At 42.9% G+C, this 25,293-nt stretch carries 27 protein-coding genes, 8 tRNA genes and 1 riboswitch; of the genes, 3 read left to right on the forward strand and 32 right to left on the reverse strand.

From position 1 onward, the window contains the following. Positions 1-21: 21 nt before the first annotated feature. From ACE1TF_RS15990 to ACE1TF_RS16030, 9 genes are all read right to left on the reverse strand, one after another. Complete coding sequence (locus tag ACE1TF_RS15990) at positions 22-2,604, reverse strand: ABC transporter permease (protein WP_375018262.1); 2,583 nt, start codon at positions 2,602-2,604, stop codon at positions 22-24. Continuing rightward, positions 2,601-3,284, reverse strand: coding sequence for an ABC transporter ATP-binding protein (locus tag ACE1TF_RS15995; RefSeq protein WP_375018264.1), 684 nt, complete (start codon positions 3,282-3,284; stop codon positions 2,601-2,603). The genes ACE1TF_RS15990 and ACE1TF_RS15995 overlap by 4 nt, the downstream gene beginning before the upstream one ends. Before the next feature lie 142 nt (positions 3,285-3,426). Beyond that, positions 3,427-4,428 (reverse strand): sensor histidine kinase, encoded by a 1,002-nt coding sequence (locus ACE1TF_RS16000; protein ID WP_375018266.1) that lies wholly within the window; start codon positions 4,426-4,428, stop codon positions 3,427-3,429. Positions 4,429-4,430: 2 nt separating this feature from the next. Then, the gene (locus tag ACE1TF_RS16005) at positions 4,431-5,120 is read right to left on the reverse strand and encodes a response regulator transcription factor (protein ID WP_375018268.1); all 690 of its coding nucleotides are present in this window, start codon (positions 5,118-5,120) and stop codon (positions 4,431-4,433) included. A 142-nt stretch (positions 5,121-5,262) separates the two neighbouring features. After that, a complete protein-coding gene (locus tag ACE1TF_RS16010) occupies positions 5,263-5,808 on the reverse strand; it encodes a glycoside hydrolase family 73 protein (protein ID WP_375018270.1) in 546 nt (181 codons plus the stop codon). A 159-nt stretch (positions 5,809-5,967) separates the two neighbouring features. Then, positions 5,968-6,285 carry a DMT family transporter gene (locus ACE1TF_RS16015; protein WP_375018272.1) on the reverse strand — a complete coding sequence of 106 codons (318 nt, stop codon included), beginning with the start codon at positions 6,283-6,285 and terminating at the stop codon, positions 5,968-5,970. Continuing rightward, complete coding sequence (locus tag ACE1TF_RS16020) at positions 6,282-6,608, reverse strand: DMT family transporter (protein WP_375018274.1); 327 nt, start codon at positions 6,606-6,608, stop codon at positions 6,282-6,284. Before ACE1TF_RS16020 ends, ACE1TF_RS16015 begins: the two co-directional genes overlap by 4 nt. A gap of 84 nt (positions 6,609-6,692) precedes the next feature. Beyond that, positions 6,693-6,795: riboswitch (guanidine-I (ykkC/yxkD leader) on the reverse strand. 49 nt (positions 6,796-6,844) lie between these two features. Beyond that, the gene (locus ACE1TF_RS16025; protein WP_375018276.1) at positions 6,845-7,399 is read right to left on the reverse strand and encodes a GNAT family N-acetyltransferase; all 555 of its coding nucleotides are present in this window, start codon (positions 7,397-7,399) and stop codon (positions 6,845-6,847) included. 26 nt (positions 7,400-7,425) lie between these two features. Next, the gene (locus tag ACE1TF_RS16030) at positions 7,426-7,935 is read right to left on the reverse strand and encodes a GNAT family N-acetyltransferase (protein WP_375018278.1); all 510 of its coding nucleotides are present in this window, start codon (positions 7,933-7,935) and stop codon (positions 7,426-7,428) included. A 370-nt stretch (positions 7,936-8,305) separates the two neighbouring features. Between ACE1TF_RS16030 and ACE1TF_RS16035 the strand changes: the two genes are divergently transcribed. Together ACE1TF_RS16035 and ACE1TF_RS16040 are read left to right on the forward strand one after the other, a co-directional pair. Further along, on the forward strand, positions 8,306-9,052 hold the full coding sequence (locus ACE1TF_RS16035; protein ID WP_375018389.1) for an SDR family NAD(P)-dependent oxidoreductase: 747 nt from the start codon (positions 8,306-8,308) through the stop codon (positions 9,050-9,052). Between the two features lie 116 nt (positions 9,053-9,168). Then, a complete protein-coding gene (locus ACE1TF_RS16040; protein ID WP_042401552.1) occupies positions 9,169-9,765 on the forward strand; it encodes a TetR/AcrR family transcriptional regulator in 597 nt (198 codons plus the stop codon). A 43-nt stretch (positions 9,766-9,808) separates the two neighbouring features. Here the strand turns inward: ACE1TF_RS16040 and ACE1TF_RS16045 are convergent, their stop codons facing one another. The 14 genes from ACE1TF_RS16045 to ACE1TF_RS16110 form a co-directional block, all read right to left on the reverse strand. After that, positions 9,809-10,390: a ParB/Srx family N-terminal domain-containing protein gene (locus ACE1TF_RS16045; RefSeq protein ID WP_042401550.1), complete on the reverse strand. Its 582-nt coding sequence runs from the start codon at positions 10,388-10,390 to the stop codon at positions 9,809-9,811. Between the two features lie 83 nt (positions 10,391-10,473). Continuing rightward, positions 10,474-10,671, reverse strand: a complete 198-nt coding sequence (locus tag ACE1TF_RS16050) for a hypothetical protein (RefSeq protein ID WP_375018280.1) — start codon at positions 10,669-10,671, stop codon at positions 10,474-10,476. A 52-nt stretch (positions 10,672-10,723) separates the two neighbouring features. After that, positions 10,724-10,936 carry a hypothetical protein gene (locus ACE1TF_RS16055; protein ID WP_042401547.1) on the reverse strand — a complete coding sequence of 71 codons (213 nt, stop codon included), beginning with the start codon at positions 10,934-10,936 and terminating at the stop codon, positions 10,724-10,726. 333 nt (positions 10,937-11,269) lie between these two features. Further along, the gene (locus ACE1TF_RS16060; RefSeq protein ID WP_375018283.1) at positions 11,270-12,523 is read right to left on the reverse strand and encodes an aminopeptidase; all 1,254 of its coding nucleotides are present in this window, start codon (positions 12,521-12,523) and stop codon (positions 11,270-11,272) included. 917 nt (positions 12,524-13,440) lie between these two features. Further along, the gene (locus tag ACE1TF_RS16065) at positions 13,441-15,270 is read right to left on the reverse strand and encodes an OmpA family protein (RefSeq protein ID WP_375018285.1); all 1,830 of its coding nucleotides are present in this window, start codon (positions 15,268-15,270) and stop codon (positions 13,441-13,443) included. A 608-nt stretch (positions 15,271-15,878) separates the two neighbouring features. Further along, positions 15,879-15,966, reverse strand: a tRNA-Leu gene (locus tag ACE1TF_RS16070). Between the two features lie 16 nt (positions 15,967-15,982). Then, a tRNA-Leu gene (locus ACE1TF_RS16075) sits at positions 15,983-16,068 on the reverse strand. Between the two features lie 49 nt (positions 16,069-16,117). Continuing rightward, positions 16,118-16,192, reverse strand: a tRNA-Gln gene (locus ACE1TF_RS16080). A 47-nt stretch (positions 16,193-16,239) separates the two neighbouring features. Beyond that, positions 16,240-16,315: transfer RNA gene (locus ACE1TF_RS16085), tRNA-Asp, on the reverse strand. A gap of 243 nt (positions 16,316-16,558) precedes the next feature. Next, positions 16,559-16,634: transfer RNA gene (locus ACE1TF_RS16090), tRNA-Val, on the reverse strand. Between the two features lie 6 nt (positions 16,635-16,640). Further along, positions 16,641-16,715 (reverse strand) — tRNA-Glu (locus ACE1TF_RS16095). Between the two features lie 28 nt (positions 16,716-16,743). Further along, a tRNA-Ser gene (locus ACE1TF_RS16100) sits at positions 16,744-16,834 on the reverse strand. Positions 16,835-16,837: 3 nt separating this feature from the next. Next, positions 16,838-16,912: transfer RNA gene (locus tag ACE1TF_RS16105), tRNA-Asn, on the reverse strand. A gap of 174 nt (positions 16,913-17,086) precedes the next feature. Beyond that, positions 17,087-17,548: a SprT family protein gene (locus tag ACE1TF_RS16110; protein WP_375018287.1), complete on the reverse strand. Its 462-nt coding sequence runs from the start codon at positions 17,546-17,548 to the stop codon at positions 17,087-17,089. Between the two features lie 108 nt (positions 17,549-17,656). Here ACE1TF_RS16110 and cmpA point away from each other — a divergent pair, with 108 nt between their 5' ends. After that, on the forward strand, positions 17,657-17,788 hold the full coding sequence (gene cmpA, locus ACE1TF_RS16115) for a cortex morphogenetic protein CmpA (RefSeq protein ID WP_152549058.1): 132 nt from the start codon (positions 17,657-17,659) through the stop codon (positions 17,786-17,788). A 62-nt stretch (positions 17,789-17,850) separates the two neighbouring features. Here the strand turns inward: cmpA and ACE1TF_RS16120 are convergent, their stop codons facing one another. The 9 genes from ACE1TF_RS16120 to ACE1TF_RS16160 all read right to left on the reverse strand — a co-directional run bounded on the left by ACE1TF_RS16120 (position 17,851) and on the right by ACE1TF_RS16160 (position 25,112). After that, positions 17,851-20,037 carry a Tex family protein gene (locus ACE1TF_RS16120; RefSeq protein WP_375018289.1) on the reverse strand — a complete coding sequence of 729 codons (2,187 nt, stop codon included), beginning with the start codon at positions 20,035-20,037 and terminating at the stop codon, positions 17,851-17,853. Between the two features lie 125 nt (positions 20,038-20,162). Beyond that, entirely contained in the window at positions 20,163-20,777 is a 615-nt protein-coding gene (locus ACE1TF_RS16125; RefSeq protein ID WP_375018291.1) for a PP2C family serine/threonine-protein phosphatase, read from the reverse strand. After that, positions 20,777-21,562, reverse strand: a complete 786-nt coding sequence (gene sigB / locus ACE1TF_RS16130) for an RNA polymerase sigma factor SigB (RefSeq protein WP_375018293.1) — start codon at positions 21,560-21,562, stop codon at positions 20,777-20,779. The genes ACE1TF_RS16125 and sigB overlap by 1 nt, the downstream gene beginning before the upstream one ends. Then, entirely contained in the window at positions 21,528-22,010 is a 483-nt protein-coding gene (gene rsbW / locus ACE1TF_RS16135; protein ID WP_375018295.1) for an anti-sigma B factor RsbW, read from the reverse strand. Before rsbW ends, sigB begins: the two co-directional genes overlap by 35 nt. Continuing rightward, complete coding sequence (locus tag ACE1TF_RS16140; RefSeq protein WP_375018297.1) at positions 22,007-22,339, reverse strand: STAS domain-containing protein; 333 nt, start codon at positions 22,337-22,339, stop codon at positions 22,007-22,009. Before ACE1TF_RS16140 ends, rsbW begins: the two co-directional genes overlap by 4 nt. A gap of 115 nt (positions 22,340-22,454) precedes the next feature. After that, the gene (locus tag ACE1TF_RS16145) at positions 22,455-23,477 is read right to left on the reverse strand and encodes a PP2C family protein-serine/threonine phosphatase (RefSeq protein ID WP_375018299.1); all 1,023 of its coding nucleotides are present in this window, start codon (positions 23,475-23,477) and stop codon (positions 22,455-22,457) included. Positions 23,478-23,495: 18 nt separating this feature from the next. Then, the gene (locus tag ACE1TF_RS16150) at positions 23,496-23,903 is read right to left on the reverse strand and encodes an anti-sigma regulatory factor (protein WP_042401525.1); all 408 of its coding nucleotides are present in this window, start codon (positions 23,901-23,903) and stop codon (positions 23,496-23,498) included. Between the two features lie 4 nt (positions 23,904-23,907). Then, on the reverse strand, positions 23,908-24,264 hold the full coding sequence (locus ACE1TF_RS16155) for an STAS domain-containing protein (protein WP_042401523.1): 357 nt from the start codon (positions 24,262-24,264) through the stop codon (positions 23,908-23,910). Beyond that, positions 24,261-25,112, reverse strand: coding sequence for an STAS domain-containing protein (locus ACE1TF_RS16160; protein ID WP_375018302.1), 852 nt, complete (start codon positions 25,110-25,112; stop codon positions 24,261-24,263). Before ACE1TF_RS16160 ends, ACE1TF_RS16155 begins: the two co-directional genes overlap by 4 nt. Between the last annotated feature and the right edge of the window lie 181 nt (positions 25,113-25,293).

A 25,293-nucleotide genomic window follows, 5' to 3' on the forward strand; every position in this document is an offset into this window, starting at 1 on the left:
AAGTGAGGCTCCACACTGCTATTACACATTTTCTTGTTTTAGTGTCTCAATGATATTGTCTTTTTTGATTTTGGACATGGAATAGATCATCGCGACGATGACAATTACCAAAACCGCAACAATGGCAATGATAATCTCCAGCCATGGCAGTGTAAAAGCGTAAGCAAACGCGTTTTGATTCGTAATATAGATGCTATACATAATCCCAATACTAATTGGAAGGCCATACAACAACGCCTTTAGACCATAAAAGATGCTTTCGAAATAGATCATCTTGTTAAACGACCGAGGCGTCATACCGATTGATTTTAACATCGCAAATTCTCGTCTTCTAAGCGCAATACTCGTAGAAATTGTGTTTATAATGTTTGCAATAGCAATCATTGATATGAGCGTAATAAACCCGTATAAAAAGATGGACATGACGGTGGTGATTTGTTGATCCCGCTGCTCTTGAGCGTACGTATTATGAATCGCTGCCTCATCAATGAGCGCATGATCTTCAAGTTCTTGCTGTAAAGCCTCCGGTTGGTCAGTCGTTACATACAGCATATCATACAAAGGTTGACCGCTTACCGTTTGAATATCTTCAAATACATCTGGTGAAACGATGAGAACCATTGACCCTAACCATTGTTCAAAATAACCAAGTGGGTAATCGTTCGTAATCGCTCCGATCTCAACATCAACAACGTCTTCATATTCGTACAATTCTCGTTCTTCATCGTAATTTTCCTGTTCTATTGTGAACGTATCATTTTCATTCGCAAGTACACTAGGCTCTTCTACATATCTACCTGCTTCTGTATCTTCGTACAGTATCTCACTCACAAGTATGGCCCGCGTTTCATCTGCACCGATAAATCGCTCAACATCTGCACCGATGGAAGTCGCGTATTCAGAAAAGCTATCGGCATCGAGACCGATCACTTGGACAGGATAAGGATAGTTCCCATCAATCAAGTAATCCATGTTATCCTCGACCTGATTGGTCAAGCCTTCAGGCCACCTTTCCGGCTCCACAAGCGTTCGAAATGTCACAGAGCGGTTTACACTGCCTTCATTTACCGAATCCATGTTCATCACTTGATCAACAATGGCTGCAAACTCATCGTCATTACGATCAACTTGAATACTAAGATCGTAATTTTGGTTCCCAAAAGACATGTGCATTGATTGCGAAAGTGCTGAAGCAAAGTACGATATCGAAAGAAATAAAATGATGCTCACGACCAATGAAGAAACGGTAACGAAATAACGCTTATTGTTTCGCTTCAAATTCTTTAATGCGAAATCTCCTTCTACCCCAAACAGCTTTCGCACGAGACGATTGGTTTTCACTTTCTTTTTCGTAAGCTTGACGTCTTGTGATTGCCGGATTGCATCAACCGCGGTAATTCGTGAAGCCCGTAAGGCCGGAATAATCGTGGAGATGAAAATTGTCATCGCTGCAAGGCCAATTGAAATAAAGACCGATTCTTTAGAAACGACCATTCTTAGTTCGGTATCGAGTGCACTAGATAGAAGATCATTAATAAAATAAGTCGTCACCCCAATTCCTGCAACTCCAGCTACAATCCCAATAGGAATCGCAATCAGTCCGATGATCAATCCTTCAAAGTAGACCGAATTTCGTTTCTGCCGCTTCGTCGCACCAACACTTGAGAGCATTCCTAAATAGCGAGAACGCTCAGATACAGAGATGGCAAACGAATTAAAGATGAGAGCCACTGATCCAATGACGATAATTACCATCACAATGGCCATGAGTCCATACAGCGTCGTTTGCATATTGTCGCTTGCTGTCAGCCCATGTGCACGTAATAGTGAATCATTGTAGAACGGTTGCTCTAAGCCTGCCTCCTCGGCAAACGTGTTCACTTGATCATAAATCGTACGGTCCACATCACTGACTGACATGTACGCCATCGCTGTGCTGTCGTCTGCAATTTCTCCTTCATCAAGATGACCGATAATAGGGTAACCTGGTGTCCAAGAATGCTGCCAGAGAGGCTCCCGGACAACCCCAACGATACTAAACGAATCTTCCGTGACATTCGTTAGTCGCTCGGCACGTTCACCGTTAACGGTGTGTAGAGCATACGCATGTGTCCGCTCATCATCAAACGTGATGTCTTCTGCGACTCGCTCCCCCATTTCCAGATGAATCTCACTACCGATGTCCATCAATTGTTCCGACACAATCACTTCATCTGGTCCGCTCGGAAATCGCCCTTCAACAAGCTCTAATTGCATCGTATCAAAACCCGCTTCATTTAATTTTGTGACATATACATAGGGCTTTGATGAATCAGTACTCGCCCCGTACTCAGCGTAACCAGACTCACGTATTAGCGCGACGTCATCAAACAAATCACTTTCTTGAATTGCTTGAAGTTGGGTTTGGTTGACCTGCTCAAATGCAGCATGCCAATCGCCTACATTTTCAATGGCATTGCGCTTTAAGACGTCTTGAAACGTGGATCCTAACGTTGCTACTCCCATGATCATGGCAACAGAAATAATCGTTCCCATGATTGTAATGAGCGTGCGTTTTTTGTTCTCTTTAAGATGCCGCCTAGTTATTTTGTTGACGATGCTCATGGACGAATCACCTCGTCCTTACTCACGCGCCCGTCTTCAATCGAAATGATTCGATCCGCTTGAAGAGCAATACGGTCATCGTGCGTAATGACGAGCAACGTCTGATTGTACGTGCGGTTGAACATCTTTAGTAGATCAATGATTTCTTTACTGTTTTTACTGTCTAAGTTTCCCGTTGGCTCATCTGCCAACATAATCGCAGGGTTGCTAATTAACGCTCGACCAATGGACACGCGTTGTTGCTGCCCCCCAGACAGTTGATTCGGCAAGTGATGAATACGCTCTTGCAACCCTAACAACTCTACCGTTTCTTGAAACTGTTTCTTGTCAACCTTATGGCCGTCTAACAAAAGCGGCAACGTAATATTCTCTTCAACCGTTAAAATCGGCAACAGATTATAAAATTGATAAATTAACCCGATTTGTCGGCGACGAAAAATCGCTAATTTTGTTTCATTCAATTGATAAATATCTGTATTATCGACCCACACTTTGCCACTGCTCGGCCGATCCACGCCTCCCAATAAGTGAAGAAGCGTCGACTTCCCAGAGCCGGATGGACCCACGATCGCCACAAACTCTCCTTTTTTCACAGAGAATGAAACGTCATCTAACGCCTTCACCGCTGTATCTGCTTGTCCGTATACTTTTGACAATTGTTCAATCTTTAAAATCTCCATAACGTTCCCTCCAGATCATCTGTATACGTTAAGCATAAGCGTCTAACGTGACGGCTTCGTGACTCGGCAAGTGACAATACCGTCACTTAAAATGAAATGCAAATAAGAGTAGCGTTAATGCTTCTTTGCATAACGACTACTCTTAGATCGTCTGTTTGTAAAACTTCATTGAAAACGTTGTCCCTATGCCCTCTTCACTTCGCACTTCAAGGTCGCCACCTTGCCTTGTGACAATCTGATACGCCATTGCCAAACCTATGCCAACACTATTATCACCAGCATTTTCCCCTTTGTAAAAACGTTTAAAAACATACGGCACGTCATGTTTTGGAATGCCGCTGCCATAGTCAGTAACCTCAATTTCTTGATACAACGCATTCTCGTGATAATGAATCGTTAACGTCTTTCCTGGATGACTATGTTCTACTGCATTCTTAAGAATGTTAATAAGGGCTTCCTTTGTCCAATGGTAATCTGCAACGAGTCGACTTTGATCGTTGCCAATCTGGTTAATCGTTAAACCTTTTAAATCAATGGAAATGAGCATGGGCTTAAGTGCATCTTCAACCAACGTATTCATGTCAAACCGGTCTCTCTTAAACGCAATCGTTCCTGCATCCATCTTTGAGAGCTTTAAAAGAGAACTTACAAGCCAATCTAACCGTTCCAATTGTTCTTGAATGGCCTTTGTGAACTGCTGGCGCTTTGCAACATCGAGGTTATCCCTCTCAAGTAAATCCGCCATCACCATCATTGATGTGATGGGTGTTTTCAACTGATGAGACACGTCAGAGATCGCTTCTGTGAGCTTCTCTTTATCTCCTTTCAACCCAGCCGAATAGTCTGCTAACCGTGTTGTCACTTTATAGATGTTATTCTTTAAGATACTTAACTCGCCTTCTTCATTATCCCGTACATCTAGCGTATAGTCTCCAGCATTGATTTGTTGTAAGTATGCCGACAACCGTTGTAATCGTTTGTATTTCCAGTGCGTAAAAGACAGATGAACCACTATGAGGAGTACCGACAAACTAATCATAATTATGAGTGAAGCACTTGGAAAAAGAAGGACTCCGGAAATTGCGACGAGACAGATGATCAATTGACTCACTAAAAGCAGACGTATTTCTCGATTACGCAACATCTTCATTCACCTGCCCGATACCCCAGACCTCTAACCGTCTGAATGATCTGTGGTTGTTGAGGGTGATCTTCAAGTTTTTCACGTAACCGTTTAATGTAAACCGTAAGTGTATTGTCATTCACAAACTCACCCGCCACATCCCAAATCTGCTCCAATAATTGAGCTCGGGATAAGACTTGTCCTTTATGTTGCAGAAATATAAGTAATAAACGGTATTCTAACGCCGTCAACATGACTTCCTGCCCGGCCTTCCACACCTTTGCCTCTTGAACAGCAACCTCAACATCATAAAGCTCCACACGAGTATTCTGCTCATGACCGTGTTGCTTTTCATAACGACGCAACACCGACTTTATTCTGGAGATTAACTCACGAATTCGAAACGGCTTGGTAATGTAATCGTCCGCGCCCATATCAAGCCCCATCACTACATTCACCTCATCATCAACGACGGTAAGGAAAATGACCGGAATGTCCTTCTTGCCTTTTACGAGCTCACAAAGCTCATATCCAGAACCATCGGGCAATGACAAATCAAGCAAACAAAGTGAAATTGACTCGATCGATGCACTAATCATCGATTTCGCAGAAGCAACATCTACAGCATGAATCGTTTCAAACCCTTCTTGTTGGAGTGAATATTCCAGACCGAGCGCAATCGTTTTGTCATCCTCTACGAGTAGAATCGTCATCAACTTATTCCCCTTGTGCTTTACTTTTAGGATAGACAGAACGGTGAAGGTTGTAAACAGGCAGTGACGACTTCGATAGACTGGCTGCTTAGATCTATTGAAAAGACTGATCCCTTTTTCAGGATCAGTCAATAATAATACTCTAGCAAGACGTAGCGCCTTCAGACCCACCACTAGCGCTTAGCGCTTCTTCATCCCAATCGGTAAGTTGATATTCTTCGATGAGTGTAGTAATTCGCTCGACATAGTTAGGGTCGGTCGCATAGCCTGCATCAAATAGCGCTTGTGCAGCGACTAGATAGTCGGTCTCCCCGATGACAGCATCATACAAGCCGCGCACGTGCAAATAGTCGGCATAATCTTGAATCGACGCTCCCCAAGAATCGTAAATTCGGAACGTATCATACACTTGAATATCTTCCCCATCAATATGCTCCCACGTTAAGTGACAAATCACACCTCCTGTCCAACTTGGGTCATCAAAGGATACGGGCTCACCTGGCCCATCGCATACACCGTTCGCGACTTTAATACCAAATAGTGCATTCCCATTTTGTGCCAAATCAGATTGTCCGTTCCCCGATTCATGTGCCGCTTGTGCAGCAGCAATGGAAGGTAAAATTTGAAAGTCTGCCCACAACGTCATCACTGTCTCACGGATTTCTTGTAGAAATTCCTCTCTCGTCATCTTCTCGTTCCCCTTTCCTATTTTTTTGTCGTTCAATATAAAAAGAGGAAAAAAGAAGCAAACCTCAACCATTTTAAAGAAAATGTGCCTGTGTCTTTATTCTCAGACTTCCGCCTTCGATGGCTTACCTAGTGTTGTTAATCGCCATGGTCAGCATAGTTAATTAGATACCACACGCAAACCAATGACAGCTACAACGATGACAGCTAGACATACAATACGCTTTACATCTTTGGAATCGTTGTAGAAAATCATACCGATGACCGCACTTCCGACAGTCCCCATGCCCGTCCACACCGCATATGCAACACCAAGAGGGATCTGCTCCATCGCAATGGCTAAGAGGGTGAGACTTATCGCAAACCCAAACACAACGAACAAAATTCCGCTCACCTTTTGTCCTTTTATATAACGTTGAATTCCATTGACACCAACGACTTCAAGTAACCCCGCAATAATGAGAATGATCCAACTCATGACCGACCTTCCTCCTTTTCACCTGTTACCATTTTCAGTCCTAACACGCCAGAAAGAAGCATCACAACGAAAAAGATAACGCCAATATTGATCGCTGTACCAAAGAATATAATATCAACAGCTACCGTTCCAACCGTTCCTAATCCAACGAATACCGCATACACCGTACTCGTCGGCAACGTCGACGCTGCTCGGATTAACAAACCAAAACTAATAACAATGGCGATAATCGTTAATGTCCACGTCAACGCATCATTTGCATATTTTAAGCCCGTTGCCCAGCCAATTTCAAAAATCGCGGCAATCACGACAACAATCCACATATAATCACCTCATGTTTTATTATTCCCAAGGCTTTTAAGAACATGAAAAAGCCCGGGACATACTGCGTGGCCTCATCACACAATATCTCCCGGGCTTTTTTCCCTCCGTGAACAGCACTGGAACATGCATGCTGCACTTTCCCTCGGACCAGACCTACCGAGTAGCGGAACCCTAGAAAGTTCTATTCGATTATAAATAACTAACGGTAGTTAATATTTTATCTCGTTTTTAGATGTCAACACGTTTGAGTCGGGTTTAATAGTGAGAACCGTAAATGGTCTTCCCAAACCCCGTTTACTAATAGCATTTTTTTCGTTAGTCCATCTTGTTCAAATCCTAATTTCTCAACAACTCGAATAGAAGCTATGTTCCTTGGCATAATGGGTGCTTCTATTCGATGTAAATTATATTTACTAAACATTAAATCAACAGCAGCATGTAACGCTTCGGTGATGTATCCTTTCCCGTTTTCTAAACCATCCATCTTGTAGCCAACAAAGCAAGATTGCATAATACTACGAATGATTGTCGAAAAATGAATGCAACCAATAATGCGACTATCATCTTCTTTCTTATAAATCCATAACTTCAAAGCTTTCCCTGCTTCAAAGTTCACTTGGTCATCTAGTAACAACTTCTCCTGCGCTTGAAGTGTGTAAAAATCTTCACTCTTTCTCGCCTCCCACTCTAGTAGGAAATCTTGATTTTGAACATAAAATTCTAATACATCTTTCGCATGATCCGCATTCAGTTGTTGAATAATTAAACGGGGTGTTTCAATCGCCTCCATTGTTTCTGTTCCTCCCCAACATAAATTCATGTCCCAATTGTCCGTCTGTATCTAAGGTTCACGTACCGCTCATCTTCAGTATTGGCATACGCCTTTACGCGCGACTCGTAAATAAATCCTTTCGCTTCATAAAAGGGAATGCCTTTTTGATTTCCTTCTTGTACACTCACCCACTGCTCAGTGGCACCTAGATTCATTTGTTGCGCGGTTATTTCTGCAAGGATTTTTGAGCCAATGCCTTCATTTCTTCTGTCTGGATCCAAGTAAAGCACGTACACCTCAGAACGGTTGGCTGATAGCATCCCTCCACCACCTGCTCCAATCACTTGTCCGTCCTCAATAGCAACAATGTAACCAACCCAACGCTCATCGATGGATGTCACTTCACTTGTGACTCGCTCTTCGTTGTAGAATTCATTACAAATTCGCTCAATGTATTCATCAGACACAAGTTCTCTGTACGTTGCCCAGTACCCTTTTGTGCACACACGAATAATTCCCGGTACATCGTCAATAGTTGCTCGTTGAATGTGCATAGCAACTGCCCCTCTCCTTCAAAGAACTACTAATTCAAGTGTACACCATCTCCTTAGCTAGATAAATTGAATGGCACGGGTCATTTTTAATTTTAGTCGAGGAGGAGGGTGTCGAATGGGTGCACTTCTTTGTCAAAAGTGTGCACTCTCATGTCGATTATGTGCACTTTCGTGTCGAATGTGTTCGCTCTAGTGTCGAATGCGTGCACTTCGCCACAATGTGCGCATTTAACGAAAAACGAGCACTGTCTACAACTCAATCAAATAATAAGGCGTGAAGTTGTTGGCATGTTCACAAGCTATATGCTATAACTAAATAGTAAACTAATTTACATTTTGTAAATTAAGTCTTCAATAATTGGAGGGGAACATTTTGAGATTACAAGATAAAGTTGCGATTATTACAGGTGCTGCGAACGGCATGGGCGCGAAGGAAGCAGAGCTTTTTGCTGCGGAAGGCGCAAAGGTTGTCGCCACCGATATTAATGAAGAAGTATTAAAAGAACTTGTATCGTCCATCCAGGAAAACGACGGCGATATTATTGGCATCAAACACGATGTTGCTTCTGAGGATCAATGGAAGGCTGTCATCAAGCAGACGCTAGACACGTTCGGCGGTGTTGATGTGCTTGTGAACAATGCGGGGATTTCTATAAACAAAAGCTTTGCTGAATTATCAATGGAACAATGGAATCAAGTGATGGATGTGAATTTAAACGGCTGTATTCTCGGTATGAAGTATGCAATTCCAGAAATGAAAAACCGCGGATCAGGGTCAGTCATTAACATCTCTTCCATTGGTGGACTTGTTGGTATGGCCGGCTCGAGCCCATATACAGCTGCAAAAGGCGCACTGCGTTCCTTATCTAAATCAGCAGCGGTTGAGTATGGGAAAGACAACATTCGTGTGAATTCCGTACACCCTGGTATCATCGTCACTCCTATGACGGCAGAAACGATGGAAAACGCCATGCCATACTATCAAATGCACACACAACTACCAAACCTCGGTGAACCCGAAGACGTTGCCTACGGTGTATTATTCCTAGCGAGTAACGAATCGAAATTCATGACCGGCTCTGAGCTTGTGATCGATGGCGGTTGGACAGCACTATAAATTAATAATCGAGAAATCAGGACGCTCCTGATTTCTTTTTTTAACAGCTCCTGAAACATATAATTATGCCGCTTGCTATGATAGAATTTGTACGACTATAACAGCAGGTGATAACAATGAAAAAAACCGATCCGAGGCAATCCCGTTCAAAGGATAAACTTCACACCGCATACATCACGCTAATCGCAAATGAATCTTCACCACTAACCATTCAACAAGTGTGCCAAGAGGCGAATGTGACCCGCCCAACGTTTTATAAGCAATTCAACGATATCGCATCCCTTAGGCAAGACATTCATTCCACCCTTTTACACGAATTGAAACAATCATTAACGATCAATAATCCTAAACCGTTAACACAATTACGTGCAGAAGAACGGGCAACGTACTTGACAACATTATTTGAGCATATTTATGACCAGCACCTCACTTATGAAACAATGCTCGTACAACAAGTTGATGCGGTGTTTCTCGATCACGTGAAAACCATTATTCAAGAATACGTGGACGAAGGCATTACGCACACGATGTATAGTGATCGACTTCGTGTAGACCGCACGTTACTCGTCTCCTACATCACCGGCGCTTACGTTGAAAGTATTCTTTGGTGGATAAAAAATCATTACACCCACTCCCCAGAACAAATGGCTGAACAACTGATTGAGTTGTCCATTTTTGGTCCATATATTTTGGACTCAGAAACTGGAATATGAAAATGGCAGGACTCCCGTGTCGTCTTGCCATTTCCAGCAAGAGTTATGGCTTCATTGTTCTGTTCAATACAGCTTCAACGACTTTTACCTTCGTCCGCTCATCTAAGTCTTCGAAACCAGGAAGTTCATAGATCGTGACAATAAACTTGAGCGTTTTTTCTTCAATCATATGGTTTTTGTACAAGTGCAAAAGATGGCGCTTCAAATCTGAATGAAACGGCACGGTATCCAATAATCTATGGAGCTCACCTTCAGGAATGCTTTCGGACAATACTTTGAAAACACCCATGTCTAATAACTTTTCAACGTGGCGAACGACTTGCTCCGCCGTTAATGGCTTTGTGTTTATCTCCAATAATAACTGATCGTATAGCCGATTCGCTTTCGATGTGCAAGGTCGTACGAGACAATACGTCTCTTCAATCCCAAGTTCCGTGAGCGCATTATACCTACGAAACCCATCAAGTAAAATGTAATCTCGCTCATCAATTTGCTCAACGATCAACGGAGCAACAATACCCGTAATTTGAATGCTCTCTGCCAAATCATGAATGTCCACAGGTTTTCGATCCACATTTTCCAAGCGAATTTCTTTTAGAGATACTAGCGCACAATATGTCTTCATGACACCCACTCTCCTTCCACATATCCCCTACGGTATGCGCGGAAGTTTTGGACCGTTCCTAACTGGGATTAGAAGCGGTCCAGTTATTCCACATCCAAAAAGATCGCGATAATCTCCGAAGCGCCTGGTAAAAACATAACGAGAGCGAGGATGGTGCATGCACCTCCGCAAAAAAAGAGGATCACAAATAACTTTACCTCTCGAGATACAGTGCGAATATTCAAACTCATAATGACCGACGCCATTCCGACAAGTAGCAATAAAAAATACCAGAAGCCCATACACAACCCCCTTGAATTGAATCCGGAGCGATCCAACATTCCTTACCAACTTTCAACGAGTACGGCGAGGATTCATAAAGTTCACTACGTCCATCGCTAAAAATGCCGATATTCCTATAATTACTGGATAAACAATGAAAAGTGTAACGACATCGGTCACGATGGCATCAGGGACAATACCTAGCCAATACGTCCTCTCTACGAATTGATGCTGAAGATAGACGAACGATAAGAAAAGAAATATGCCTATGACCTTACCTCGCATAACATCCCCACCTAAATTGTAGTAAACACTTGGCTTTCCTTGGTTCACGACCAACTGATGGACGCTCGCTACATGATATTGAAATGCTCATTACTGAATTAACTTGCCACTCCCCAAATAATTAATGCAGAAACCTTATTAATAAGTACAACAATTTCACCCTTTTTATCAATCGCACGTACAGCTTTAAAACTCATAACAAGTCCTACAAAAGCTAAAATCAGCCCGAATGATTATACAAACCTGTGCACTATAGCGCCTGACATTTAAAATATTCTTCGAGGTGAACAAATCTAACTCAATAAAAAAGGAACACACCACTGCGTAACGAACTTAAAATTTGAACTCCCCCTCTTTCATTAGCAACACACCCTCTCCGTTTTCTTTCATTCCGGTTACTTTCATACTTTCAGAACCAAAGGTCACATTCACTAATAGGAGGGAACGATTGAGCCCTGCTTCCTCTAACTCTGTTACCGATCGGTTACTCCCTCCCTGAAGGTTGGATGGAGAAGCGTTTCCAATTCCAATGTGGCACGCCGTATTCTCGTCAAACAAGGTGTTATAAAAAAGCGTGTCTGTCTGAGCAAGAGGAGAATGGTTAGACACTAAAGCAATTTCGCCTAAATAATGTGAACCTTCGTCCGTTTCAATTAGCCTTTGTAACGCCTTTTGCCCAATTGAGGCATGGTAGTTAGTGATCCGCCCTTCTTCAAAGATTAAATAGAAATCATCGATAGTACTTCCCTCATAAATCAGTGGTTTAGTCGCTACGAGCTTTCCACTCACCTTTTCTTTGTGGGGAGCTGTAAATATTTCTTCTGTTGGAATGTTTGGAAAGAACGTAATTCCCTCTGAATCTTTAACCCCTCCGCCAATATAATTGTGACTGTTAGGCAAACCGACGAATAAATCAGTTCCTTGGCTATTCGTAAAATGTAAGGATTCAAACTGGCTGTCATTTAGATACTTCTTTCGGGACGCCAAGACTCTGTCATGATTTGTCCAGTCTATAATAGGATTTATCCCATCAGCCCGTGCACCTCGTAAGATGAGTTGCCACAACGTTTGTATCGCTTCTTCTTGTTCTAAATCGGGAAATACTTGAGTTGCCCAAGCAAATGATGGGACAGCTAGAAGACACCAACGTAACTGGTGAGATCTAGTTTTTTCGTAATGATCCTTCAACTTAGTCCGCAACGCCTTCTGGAAACGGCTCATCCGCTCTGCAGGCACTTCTTTAAAAACATCTAAGTTTTCAGAAATAATTCGGATATGGGCAGCACCTGCATCATCCCACTCCTTAAAACGTGCCTTCTCCCACTCAGGTATGCAATCGATATGAACGTCCGCTGCATTCTTAAAAAAAAGTTTAGTTGCCTGTTCATCTGACCAGTATATAACCACATGTGAAGCCTCAGCATCATAAGCCTCTGTTTGAATTAGACGAGCAAACGTTGCATCTTTGATGTCACTATGAATGATGACCAATTGGTTCTTTTGCACATTCACACCTGCCCGGACAGCAAGCGTTGCGTACTTTTTCAGCTGCTCATCGTCAACATGGTCGTAGATTCCCTTCATCATCTCTCTATCAACTCCAAACTTCAGGATATAATTAATTCGCTATTCATCGATAACCTAGATGATGAGTACGAAAATTTGAAGGTTAAGATAGTATCCCCTACCGATACCACTGGCTACCATTGATTAACTCGCAAACAGTCTAAACAGCAGTCACTGAGAATTGAAATACCAAAAAAGTAAGCACGCAGAGATTATCCTTTTCTAAAATGCTCTATAAGTTGAACGAAAGAAATTCACTGAATCCGATGATCGAGATCGGTCTTTACAGGCAAACCCCCACCTATTGTCTGTTGAAATTCATCTCACTTCAACAACTTCGTTGCCGTTCGTTGTTCGTCACTGCAAGGATTGCAGACAACACGGGAAAACGTTGGCCGAAGGGTAACAAGACGTGGCCAATAGTCATCACTCGGCGCAAGCATGTGAGACCTGTCACTTATGTGACAATCCAGCCCTCAAACCGTTCATTTTCGGCCCTCAACGGTCACATATATAGTTATTTGTGACCGTTGACTCCGTTTATGTGCGCATCCACGTTTAAAATGATGCTATTTCTTTCCCAAATGTCACTTAAATGAATATATGGGGCATTTGGACTTTTTTCCCACACCGTAACCAGTAGGCAGAAACGTGAACCGGGTCGCCCTTGTACTCTAGAGTGTCAAGAAAACACGGTGGGCGTACTTTGACCACCGATGTTGCACTTGTAGTCCGGACTGCATAGAAAACACGGTGGCAGATGTTTCGCCACCGCTGTTGCACTTGTGCTCTGGAGTACAACCATCCGCCAGCAGTGAAAAGCACCCACTAACTGTGCTAATCAGGAAAAGGTTTAGTTCATTCCATATAGATCGTTCTTCCACTCTCCACAGTGTAATTTACTATGGGTAATTACGGACAACTAGCAGCAAATGCTATTATTGATTTGTTTCATTTTCACTATCCTCAAATTCTCCGTCAATCGGTACATCAATGATTCTCCAAGGAACGAGGTAATCTATCCATTGATCAATATCTAAATCATAGTTATCGCTTGGGGCTTTATCAACCGTAATCGTCTCGCCCGGGACATCAGGCCATATGATAGTGACGACCATTGCGCCACCTTCGCCTAGTGTATTCCCTGAACCTTCACGTACATTACGATGGGTTAACGGGGTCAATTCTTCTGTTCCCTTTTCCACCTCATCATAGGCAGTTAGAGCCCAATAATCAATTGGAAAAATGCGTTTGTCCCCATAAAGTAACGTGACACCGTCCGCGTCATAATTATCAAGAAAGCCACCTGATGTAAGTGCATCACCTTCTACATGAAGGCTCCTCGCACCGTGACCATATCCAATATTTACAGGATTGTGAATGTGACTGGATCTGTCACTTGTATTATGCAGGCGAACACGCCCGATAATATAGCCATCTAACCTCTTTAAAGAATCTATAGATACCCCCATAGGATTATTACTGTATTCGACTTCAATGACTTCACCATCTTCGTATGTGGCAACAGGTCCTAAGTTGTCAGGGAGTTCGAACTCTTCCTCTGTCACTTCCACCATGTCATCAGGTTGTGAGAAATGAAATTCTACACGGCGGTTCAGTTGTTGACCTTCTTCATCTTCATTAGAAGCAATGGGCTCATTAAATGACATTCCTTCTGTTTCTACGCCATCAAAAACTTCAAGATCCATGATGGTTTCTAACTCTTCGTAGACTGACTGCGCACGACTTTCAGATAATTCTTGATTATACGCTTCATCTCCTTGGTCATCCGTGTGACCTACAATCATAAGATCTCCACCGCTTACACGTTCTAATTCTTCTGCTGTTGTTTCTAATATTTGCTCAGCATCATCCTGTAATTCTGCAGAGTCAAATTCAAACAACACATCGGAATCTAATGTAATTGATGCTTGCCCTTCCTCTACTAAAGTTCCTACTGGAGCGTTGACACTTTCATTGTATGTTTGTACTGGATAGGTTTGTTCCGTAAGATCTTCCAATGAAATAGATGTGGTATCTAACACACTCTCATATAAAAATTCTTCCGCAGTATCAATGACTTCATCTGATTGGACAACGGGAACATCTAAAATGAGATCAAAACTTTCCATCATGACATGAACTTGCTCTTCTGTCGGAGCATCAAAGACCGCTGAATAACTGACGATATCTCCCTCATTGAATTCACGATTATCAATCTCTTCACTTTTCAACGCATGTGTAGAAAGATATTGATCTCCTCTGTCGTCTCTGTACTCTTGATAAAATAACGTATGAGAAATCGTATCGTTTGTACTGTCAAACAACCGTATTTGATAGCCAAGACGATCATATTGATTTCCCCGTGCGGTAGATTGATTGGAAGTCCTTGTTGTACTTGGATGACTTAACATGTGATCTAAACCAATCCTTGCCTCACCACTGACTTTTTCAAACTCAACGGTAAAAATAGCAAGGTCATCTTCCCGCTCAATAGGATGTACCGTTACACCCACCTCAACTTCTTCCCCTTCACGCTCGAATGTTTCTGTATGTACAACGGGTTCTGGGGCAACACTGTCAACGTCATTCTCGGACTCGCGAGAATGTTCTTCCTCTTCTTCAATCAATAATTCGTCTGCTTCTTCCTCTTCAGAGGTGGCGTCATCTTCTTCACCATCAACCTCTTCTTCTGTATCCGCACCATTGTTAAAACACCCGACCAACGTAAAAGATACAGCTAATAAAGCGAATAATTGTTTGTTCATATTAACCTCCTAACTCAAGGTAAAGTATTTCAAGATAACTTAATTTTACCATAATCCACCTCAAATACAGAATTAGGCGAAGACACAAAATGTTTAATAGAAATACCAAAGCTTTAATGAAGAAAAATACACAGATTTTCAAAAGGCCTGTAATCTTTGGTAAGCCTGTGTTTGTTGTGTTACGGGTGAGAAGACCAAGACCTCCCCGGGATACTAGAACCTATGTTCACAATACATGTCCCCAATACATATCAAATTACGGTTTTCAAATACCTTGGTGAATCTAAAAAGCACTTATTCTTAGCCATCTGAAAAAGTTATGTATATTTTATATTCTATTCACAGAAACTTCTTGATACTCATTGGTATGAATCAATGTTGGGATTTACAGTGAAAATAACTAGTTAGACTGTTTACATTCATAAATAATCATTAACCTATTCCTTACTTTGTGAAACAGGTTTTATATCACCAAAGTTTATTCAACTTAACAACTCATAAAATTACATGGAGTAGACGGAACTAAAAAAGCCCACATTTTAATTGTCAGATGAACACAAAAAAATACCACCCGCTCATCTGCGTTGGTATTGCTTCGTTCGTATAAATGGTGCGGTTGAGTGGACTTGAACCACCACGGGATTTAACTCCCACTAGGCCCTCAACCTAGCGCGTCTGCCATTCCGCCACAACCGCGTTATGGTAATAATTATGGTGCGGGTGGAGGGACTTGAACCCCCACGTCACAAGGACACTAGATCCTAAGTCTAGCGCGTCTGCCAATTCCGCCACACCCGCATGTGTGTAATAAATCTGTGGTCGGCAGCGACCTGGTTTTTGAAAAAAATGGCTGGGCCAGCTGGATTCGAACCAGCGCATCACGGAATCAAAATCCGATGCCTTACCGCTTGGCTATGGCCCAATTTCATTTTTGTAGTTTTCAAGGATTGGTTTCTCAAATAATGTAAATGGCGGGCCTGACGGGAATCGAACCCGCGATCTCCTGCGTGACAGGCAGGCATGTTAACCGCTACACCACAGGCCCCTATTATTTAAAATAAGCGGCGGATTTCTTTGTCAGCTTCCTTCCTTCACTCGAGTCGTGTACTGTGTACACTCACTCGCTCAGTCAGTTGCTTCCGCGAACTCCTTGCTTCTTTTAAGTATTACTTATTTTGAATGAATTAGCTACGAATATCGTATCACTAATTGTCATCTCATCTGCTCGTTGCGCCGTGCAGACTTTATCCATTGTACTTGTTTCACCGTCTGGTGTCAATGGTGAAAATGGTGGAGGGTGACGGGATCGAACCGCCGACCCCCTGCTTGTAAGGCAGATGCTCTCCCAGCTGAGCTAACCCTCCGAATATTGGTGACCCGTGCGGGATTCGAACCCGCGTTACCGCCGTGAAAGGGCGGTGTCTTAACCCCTTGACCAACGGGCCATACTTGTCCACTTGTTAGGTAATTCAATGGCGGAGAAGGAGGGATTTGAACCCTCGCGCCGCTTGCGCGACCTACACCCTTAGCAGGGGCGCCTCTTCAGCCACTTGAGTACTTCTCCGAATGGCTCCACAGGCAGGATTCGAACCAGCGACCTACCGGTTAACAGCCGGTTGCTCTACCACTGAGCTACTGTGGAATCTGTCAATTGAAGTGCCTGTCATTTTATGACGGCAAGTAATATGATAACATCTTAGTTGTTTCAATGTCAACAACTTTTTATGTAATGTTTCTTGTTTCATCGCTGTTATGGTGCGTTTTTCGCGCTCTCTCTTAGCGACTGTTATAATATATCATAGCGATTCAGAGAACGTCAACGGTTTTCCTGAATTTTTTTTAGACGTCCTCTGCACCCACCGCAAACGTATTGTTTCGTGTTAATTTGTCGTTTGCGCTTGTACTGTCTGCTACACGACTTGCATTCGTACAAATGCTTATATGGCAAGGGTTTGTGCATCCCTGGTATCGTCTGACAGTGCCTCGATCCACCGACTTGGGCTAGCAATTCTTTGAAGCTTCTGTCTTTATGTTGATAGCCCTTCCCTTCTAAATGAAGGTGGTAATGACATAGCTCGTGCAAAATGATTCGTTTTAATTCTTCTTCCCCGAAATAGTCTAACTGTTTCGGATTTATTTCGATATGATGCGTTGAGAGCATGTATCTGCCACCGGTCGTTCGCAACCGGTTATTAAATGTGATCTGATGACGAAAGGGTTTATTGAAAGCATGCATTGATAGCTGCTCGGTCCATTGTTGCAATTGTTCATTCTCCATACTCGTACCCACACTTTATTTTTAATTAGTAAACGTATACAAGCGTGTGCTCATATACTATGGCTAACACCTTCCGTACCTTATCCTATACGGCAAGGAGGGGATGGCATGCCTTATTGGTTAAGAAAACAGTTGGAAAAGGCGTATTACGAAAAAAACCATTATGAAATCGTCATGCTCAATCAATGTTGGTATTCGTATTTACGTAAAAATGAATATAAAGATCTCTTCCAATCATAGCAATTGCACTGGCATAAGAAAACCTAAGCGAATGGAATTCGCTTAGGTTTTTATTGGTGTTGTTAGGTCGTCACTTTCTTCTTAGTCGGTTGCAGCATCGTCAGTGCGATTCGACCTTTTCGCTCATCTACGTTTTCAACCCAGACGGTCACGATGTCACCAACAGCGACGACGTCTTGTGGGTTCTTTACAAAACGATTGGCGAGCTTAGAAATATGGACAAGCCCGTCTTGCTTGACGCCAATATCAATAAACGCGCCGAAATCAACGACATTTCGGACTGTGCCTGTAAGCTCCATCCCTTCATCTAAATCTTCCATCGCCATGACGCCTGTTTTTAGAATCGGTTTCGGCAAATCTTCACGAGGGTCTCTGCCTGGGCGCATGAGCGCTTGCACGATGTCTTGCAACGTGATTTTACCAACGTCGAGTTGGTTACTCAACTGTTCGAGTTCCGCAATCTGTAATCTTTCTTTCGTTTCTTCAGATCCGATTTCTTGGGGTTTAATGTTCATGTCTTTGAGCAGTTGCTTCGTCACTTTGTAGCTTTCTGGGTGAATCGGTGTTTGATCAAGTGGGTCTTTGCCTTCTACAATGCGTAAAAAGCCTGCAGCTTGCTCAAACGTTTTTGCGCCGAGTCTTGGCACCTTCTTCAAATCGGTTCTCGACATGTACTTGCCGTTCTCTTCACGGTGCTTCACGATCAAGTTCGCAACCGTACCATTTAGACCTGCCACATATTGGAGCAAGCTAGAAGAAGCTGTATTCACATCAACGCCGACGAGGTTCACTGCCGACTCGACGACGAAATCGAGGCTGTCAGACAGCTTCCCTGCACTCACGTCGTGTTGATACTGACCGACACCAATTGACTTTGGATCAATTTTCACGAGTTCAGATAGTGGGTCTTGCAAACGCCTTGCAATTGAGATGGCACTTCTTTTTTCCACTTCTAAATCAGGGAATTCTTCGCGTGCTTTCTCTGACGCCGAGTATACACTTGCTCCAGCTTCATTCACGATCAGATATGCAACGTCGAGATTAGCTTCAGCGATGAGATCGGCAACGAACGTCTCTGTCTCACGAGAAGCGGTCCCGTTACCAATGGCAATCACTGTCACACTGTACGTCTCGACGAGTCGCTTTACAATAGCACCCGCTTTTTTCGTATCATTCACAGGTGGTGTTGGGTACATGACCCCCGTTTCTAACACTTTTCCAATCCCATCAACGACAGCAAACTTACAGCCTGTCCGGTACGCAGGGTCGATGCCTAGTACAACTTTTTCTTTGAAAGGTGGCTGCAAAAGCAACTGTTTCAAGTTTGATGCAAACACTTGAATGGCTTTTTCTTCTGCCGCTTCTGTACATTCATTCCGGATTTCTCGTTCTATTGAAGGAGCAACTAACCGTTTGTATCCATCCTCAATCGCTCTTTGTACATAGGGGAGGGCGGGTGAACCGAAACGCTTTACAATCCGTTTTTCAATACGGTCGTTCATAAGAGAGGCGTCAATTCTCACTGACACACGCAGTACGTTCTCTTTCTCCCCACGGTTCATCGCAAGAATACGGTAAGATGGAACTTGGCTCACACGCTCTTCAAATTCGTAGTACATTTCATAGATGCCCTCATCGTCAACGGCATTTTTCTTTTTGCTCGCTTCGATCATGCCTTGCTTGAAGGTGATGGATCGAACATCTTGGCGAATGGCCGCGTCATCGGAAATCCATTCTGCAATAATATCTTGTGCTCCAGCAATGGCATCTTCAACTGAATCGACACCAAGCTCTTCACTCAAGTACCGTTGTGCTTCGTTTTCTACATTCATTTCTTTAGGCAGCGCATACATGGCTTCAGCGAGTGGCTCTAACCCTTTTTCTTTAGCAACGGTCGCCCTCGTTCGTTTTTTCTGTTTGTACGGACGGTAGATGTCTTCAAGCGTTTGCAGCTTATTTGCTTTTACAATGCTCGTTTGAATGTCTTCATTCATCTTGCCTTGCTCATCGATTAAGCGGTACACTTCACTTTTTCGCTCAGCAAGTTGTGTTTCATATTGATAAAGATCAAGTACTTCTTTAATGACAATCTCGTCGGCATTGCCTGTTTGTTCTTTGCGATAACGAGCGATAAAAGGAATGGTATTCCCTTCTTTATGCAGGTCAATCATCGCCTTCACTTTACTCGTACTCACGTTAGCTTTTTGAGCGATGAGTTTCAACATCTCTTCTTCATTCAGCATTTCCATATACACAAACCTCCCAGCTTCATAGCCATACTGTATCATAATTTCAATGGCTACTTCATGATTCAAAACGAAAAAAAACGCAAGCCCAGAAGAGCTTCGCGTTCGACAGAATACAGAATAGAAGATTAGTGCACATATCCAGATATAATCGTTACATCGTCTTTATCTATGGAAACTTTCTTTGATAAATGCTTCACTACATCTACTGGACGTTCATAAACATCCGTCAAGTCTCTCTTCTGGCGCAGGTGGTTCACTCCATCAGAATGAAGAACGAAGCCGACCTTAGCTTGAAAAGTGAAGTGATGCACCCTGGCTTTGAATGATCGACCGGATAAGAAGCCCGCAGTCGGAATTATTCTCATCACATCTTTATTGTCGATTTGCAAGAGGCATTCAACGTTTCCAATGTTCCCGCACGTAATCTGGTTATTCACGTAGTCAATCCGTACGACAGTAAGAACGACGCCCCGTTCGTGAGCAAGCGCACGATTCACGAGAGCGAATATATCTTCCATCGGTGCATCGAAATTCTGTTCGACGATATCCATTGCAATCTCTGAAGACTTACGAGCCCCTTTGCCACTTCCAAGACCATCAGCTAAAGCCGCTAGAAAATACCGATCATTCTCTACAGTAATGAACATGTCACCACAGACTGCATTCCCGTTCTTTCCCGCTTGGAATGCAGCTGTTGTGGCATTGGAATGTTGTTCTTCGATGATTTTATTTAGCACCATTAGTAACACTCCGATGGTTCGACTCGAATGGATTCGCGCAACTTCTGCAACGCGCGTCTTTGGAGTCGGGATACGTGCATTTGCGATATATCTAACAAGTCTCCTGTTTCTTTTTGGCTAAGGTTCTCGAAGTATGTGCATTTCAAGATCTCTTTTTCCCGTTCTGTGAGGACGGCAAATGCTTTCTCAAGGAGCAGTTGTTGATCCGTCTGCTCAAATCCTTCGTCAGTGGAACCGACAAGATCAAGCAACGTTACGGCACTGCCTTCTGCATCCGCTTCAATCGAACGGTCAACAGACAATGCTTGGTAACTCTTCCCCATTTCCATCGTTTCAAGAACTTCTTCTTCACTCACTTCTAAGTGATTGGCAATCTCGTTCACTTGGGGAGAGCGTTGCAATTCAGTCGTCAGTTCTTCAACCGCTTTTTTAATTCTCGGACCTAGTTCTTTGATCCGTCTTGGCACATGCACACTCCATGTCTTATCGCGAATAAACCGCTTAATCTCACCGACGATGGTTGGCACAGCAAACGATTCAAAAGACCGGTTAAACGATGCATCATAACGTCTGAGGGCAGCGAGCAAACCGATCATCCCGACTTGATATAAGTCGTCGTCATGACCTTGTCCCCTAGAAAACTTTCTCGCCAATGACTGAACAAGGGATTCGAAATGCAGAACGAGCTTCGTTTGCACGTCCTCATTAGGGTCCTGCTGAAACTCGGTAATCCATTCGTAAATTGGTTGCTCAGCCTTTTTCGTTGAATGTTGCTTCGAGTCCATCGGCACCTTGAGCCACCTCATCCCTTTGTAAGAACTTCTTCATTTTAATCGTTACACCGTTTTCTTGCTGAATGTCTACCTCGTCCATCAGCGTTTCGATTAAAAACAGCCCAAGGCCTCCTTCCTGCAATTCCTGAACAGGGGTGCTTGCATTAACTGGTCCATTCGCTTTCTTGAGGGTCGGATTCTTCCCACCCTCATCAGAGACCATCATTTCAAACCGATCTTCAAACATTGTAAAGGCAAGGTTAATATCTCCATGACCCTCATCATAAGCATGATCCACTACATTTGTACATGCTTCTGCGATCGCAACCTTCATATCTTCAATCGTATCGTAAGCGTATCCCATACGATTCGCAATTCCAGAAACGGTCAAACGAACAATGCTCACATATTCCGGCTTTGCAGGCACCTTCATCTCAATTTTGTCGAGTTTAGCCTTCATCTCTTGGCTTCCTCCTTCTCTTCATCGATGTCCATAACCTCGTCCAGGCCGGTAATTGTGAACAACCGTTTTACTCTATGGTTGAGTGAGACAATCTTCAGTTGTCCATTATGATTATGCGCTTCTTTAAGGGCGCCAACGAAAATGCCAAGCCCTGTACTGTCAATATAATCAACGCCAGCCAAATCAACGACCGTTTTACCGTTCTCTTCGCTCGTTAACGGGGCAAGCGCTTCTTTAAGCTGTGGTGCAGTATATGCGTCAATCTCTCCTGATACGAATAATTTCGTACCGTTATCAATGGTTGTTTTCTTTAGATCAAGCTTCATAGCTGAAAAAACCCTCCCCAAAATTCTTGCTGTAATCTATAGCATTCCAATAAATGAATGATAAATGAGTACTTATAAAACAAAGCGGCCAGTGGCCGCTAGGTTACTCTACCCGTTATGTTGATTTAGTAAACGTCCGGCGAAGAATCAGTAATGTAAAGTCATCACGTAACTCTAAACCTTGCCAGCGCTCAAGATCCCGATAGACGTTGTCGACAATTTCTTGAGCAGAAAGGTGTGCGTATTTACGGATGAGATCCGTAAGCTCTTCACGCTCTAGAAAACGCTCTTCGGTACGAGATTCGGTCACACCGTCAGACAATAGGACGACAAAGTCCCCTTCGTCTAGATATTGTTCATATTGACGGTATTTGGCATCTCTTGAAATGCCTAGGGCAACCCCTTTTGCGTAAAGTTCACTGAAATGATCCGCTTGCTTATTATAATAAAACCCAGGCTCGTGTCCCGCTCCGCCGTAATAAAGCACATGCTCATCATGATTGTAACTCGCATACATCATCGTCACGAACATATGAGAAGCAATATTTTGCTCAATTGTACGGTTTAGCGTTTCGAGTAATTCAGAAGGCGGCAGTAGCTCATTGGGCATGCTATCCATCGCATATTTAATCATAGACATGCAAAGTGCAGCTGGAATTCCTTTGCCGATAATATCGGCAATAGCCACCCCAATATACCCATTCACATCTTTAATGACATGATAATAATCGCCACTCATCTTTGACGCTGGAACGGTAATGACCCCAATATCAAGGTCATCGACTTGAGGGATCTCCTGAGGCAAAAAAGTATGCTGCATATCTGCAGCAATATCAATTTCTGATTCCAGCTCTCGTTGTTTATTCCGGAGGATTTGATGTTCTCGATATGCCATTCCATACCCGATCATCACTTCTAAGAGGAATTGAAACGATTCTTGTGTTTCTTCAGGGAGGTCAGGGTACAGCTCTTGGATGACCTCCAAATGTATACTTACAATTTCTTCTGGAGAAACGTTCTCCTCCAACACTTTCTTACTGAATTGTTGTGCGTCGTATAAGCTTTGTTCGTTTTTCTTGTGTAAGAAATTGAACAAGATCTTTTTATAACTGTTTTGGAGCAATTCATAGCTGTCCATGACGGAACATCCCTTCCTCTAACGGAGCCACTTCACGGTCGTTATGGTTGTTCCCTCACCTGGCATAGATTCAATGTCAAATTCATCCATTAATCGCTTCACGCCCGGTAATCCTGCACCTAATCCGCCAGAGGTTGTAAATCCATCTACCATAACATCGCGAAGATTCTCTATGCCCGGCCCTTTGTCACGAGCGACCACCTTTATTCCTTCACGCCCATCGTTGTCTTTCACAACGGAGGTCAATTCGATTTGTCCAATTTCTGTGTATAGATATATATTTCTTGCAAGTTCAGATATTGCGGTCGTGATTCTTGCTTGGTCCACACTGCCAAAACCGATGTTCTTCGATAACTCTCTTCCGGCCTGACGTGCAGATACAATCCCCCATTCGTTTCCAATTTCAATACAGGATTGGTTATTCATATAGTCAACCCCCCAATTCCTGTTGCAATCTTTCAAGGCCTTGTTCTAAGTCCAGAGCAGTCTGTACTTCTTGCAAAGATACCCCCATGTCAATCAATGTTATGGCAACTGCTGGCTGAATGCCTGTCAAAACAACTTTAGCACCCATTAGGTTTGACATTTCGACGACATCACCGATCACTTTAGCAATGAACGAATCGATCATGTCTACCGACGTCAAGTCGATGACAACGCCTAATGAGCCTTCTTGGTGAATTTTATTTAATAGATCTTCTTGAAACTGAAGTGCCGTTTGATCATCAAGTTCTACTTGTACAGAGATTAACAAATACCTGCCAAGCTTTAGGATCGGGATTCTCATCGTTTCAACCCTCCATTAGATTGCATCTGCTCGTTCGTTTCGATTGTCCGATTTGTAAGTTCAAGTGCTGCTTCAATTCCTTTTTTTAGCGTGCTTTTCGTCGTGAATGCATCTAGATCAATACCTAAATTGACAATCGTCTGTGCAATTTCTGGGCGAATACCGACGAGTAAACATTCTGCACCAACAAGCCTGACAGCCTCGGACGCCTTAATGATGTGGTGGGCGACCATAGTATCCACCACCGGTACGCCTGTAATATCAATGAGAACGACTTGAGCGCGATGCTCGATGATCCCTTCAAGAAGGTTTTCCATGATTTGCGCTGCCCGCTTTGTGTCAATTGTCCCTACGATAGGCATCACACTAATCTTGTTAAAGACTGGGATTAATGGTGCAGACAATTCTTTCATTGCGGTTTTTTGCATCGTCATCACTTCATCTTGAATTTTAGAGAATTCCTCTGCTAACCGAGTGATCTGTTCGTCTAACCAATCTTCAAACACAACAGACACGTCCACAAACTCTTCCTTTGTAAAGTTGGCAGATACGTCATGCAAGACAACTCTTCTCAACGCTTGAAGACTCCGTATAAATTCACTGAATGCCCACCCATTATATATGAGGCGATTCGCAAATCGATGCATAGCATCTCTGTTCTCTTCAATACTCAGCTCTATAGATTGGAAGACGACAGAGATAAATTCGTCTTTCATTTCTTGTTGCATATCTTTACTGGAAAATGTGCTTCCTTGTTTTGTAAACTCATGTTGTTCTAATGACTTTCGCCATTCTTCAATATACAAGGATTTATTGTCTTTTAAGTGCTGCAAAACTACTGATTTCATCCTTATTTACACCACCATCATCGAGGAAATCCAATCATACATTTTTAAGATGAACGTACTTCGTTTATTATTTCACTTTAATCCTGTGAAATCAACTAATCAATGCGAATGCTCAGCAATTTGTAACATACAAAAAGTTGCCGCTAAGAACATACGACAACTTTTACACACATATGAAATA

Origin of the sequence: Geomicrobium sp. JSM 1781026, from assembly GCF_041949955.1 — a bacterium.
Lineage (GTDB): Bacteria > Bacillota > Bacilli > Bacillales > Marinococcaceae > Geomicrobium_A.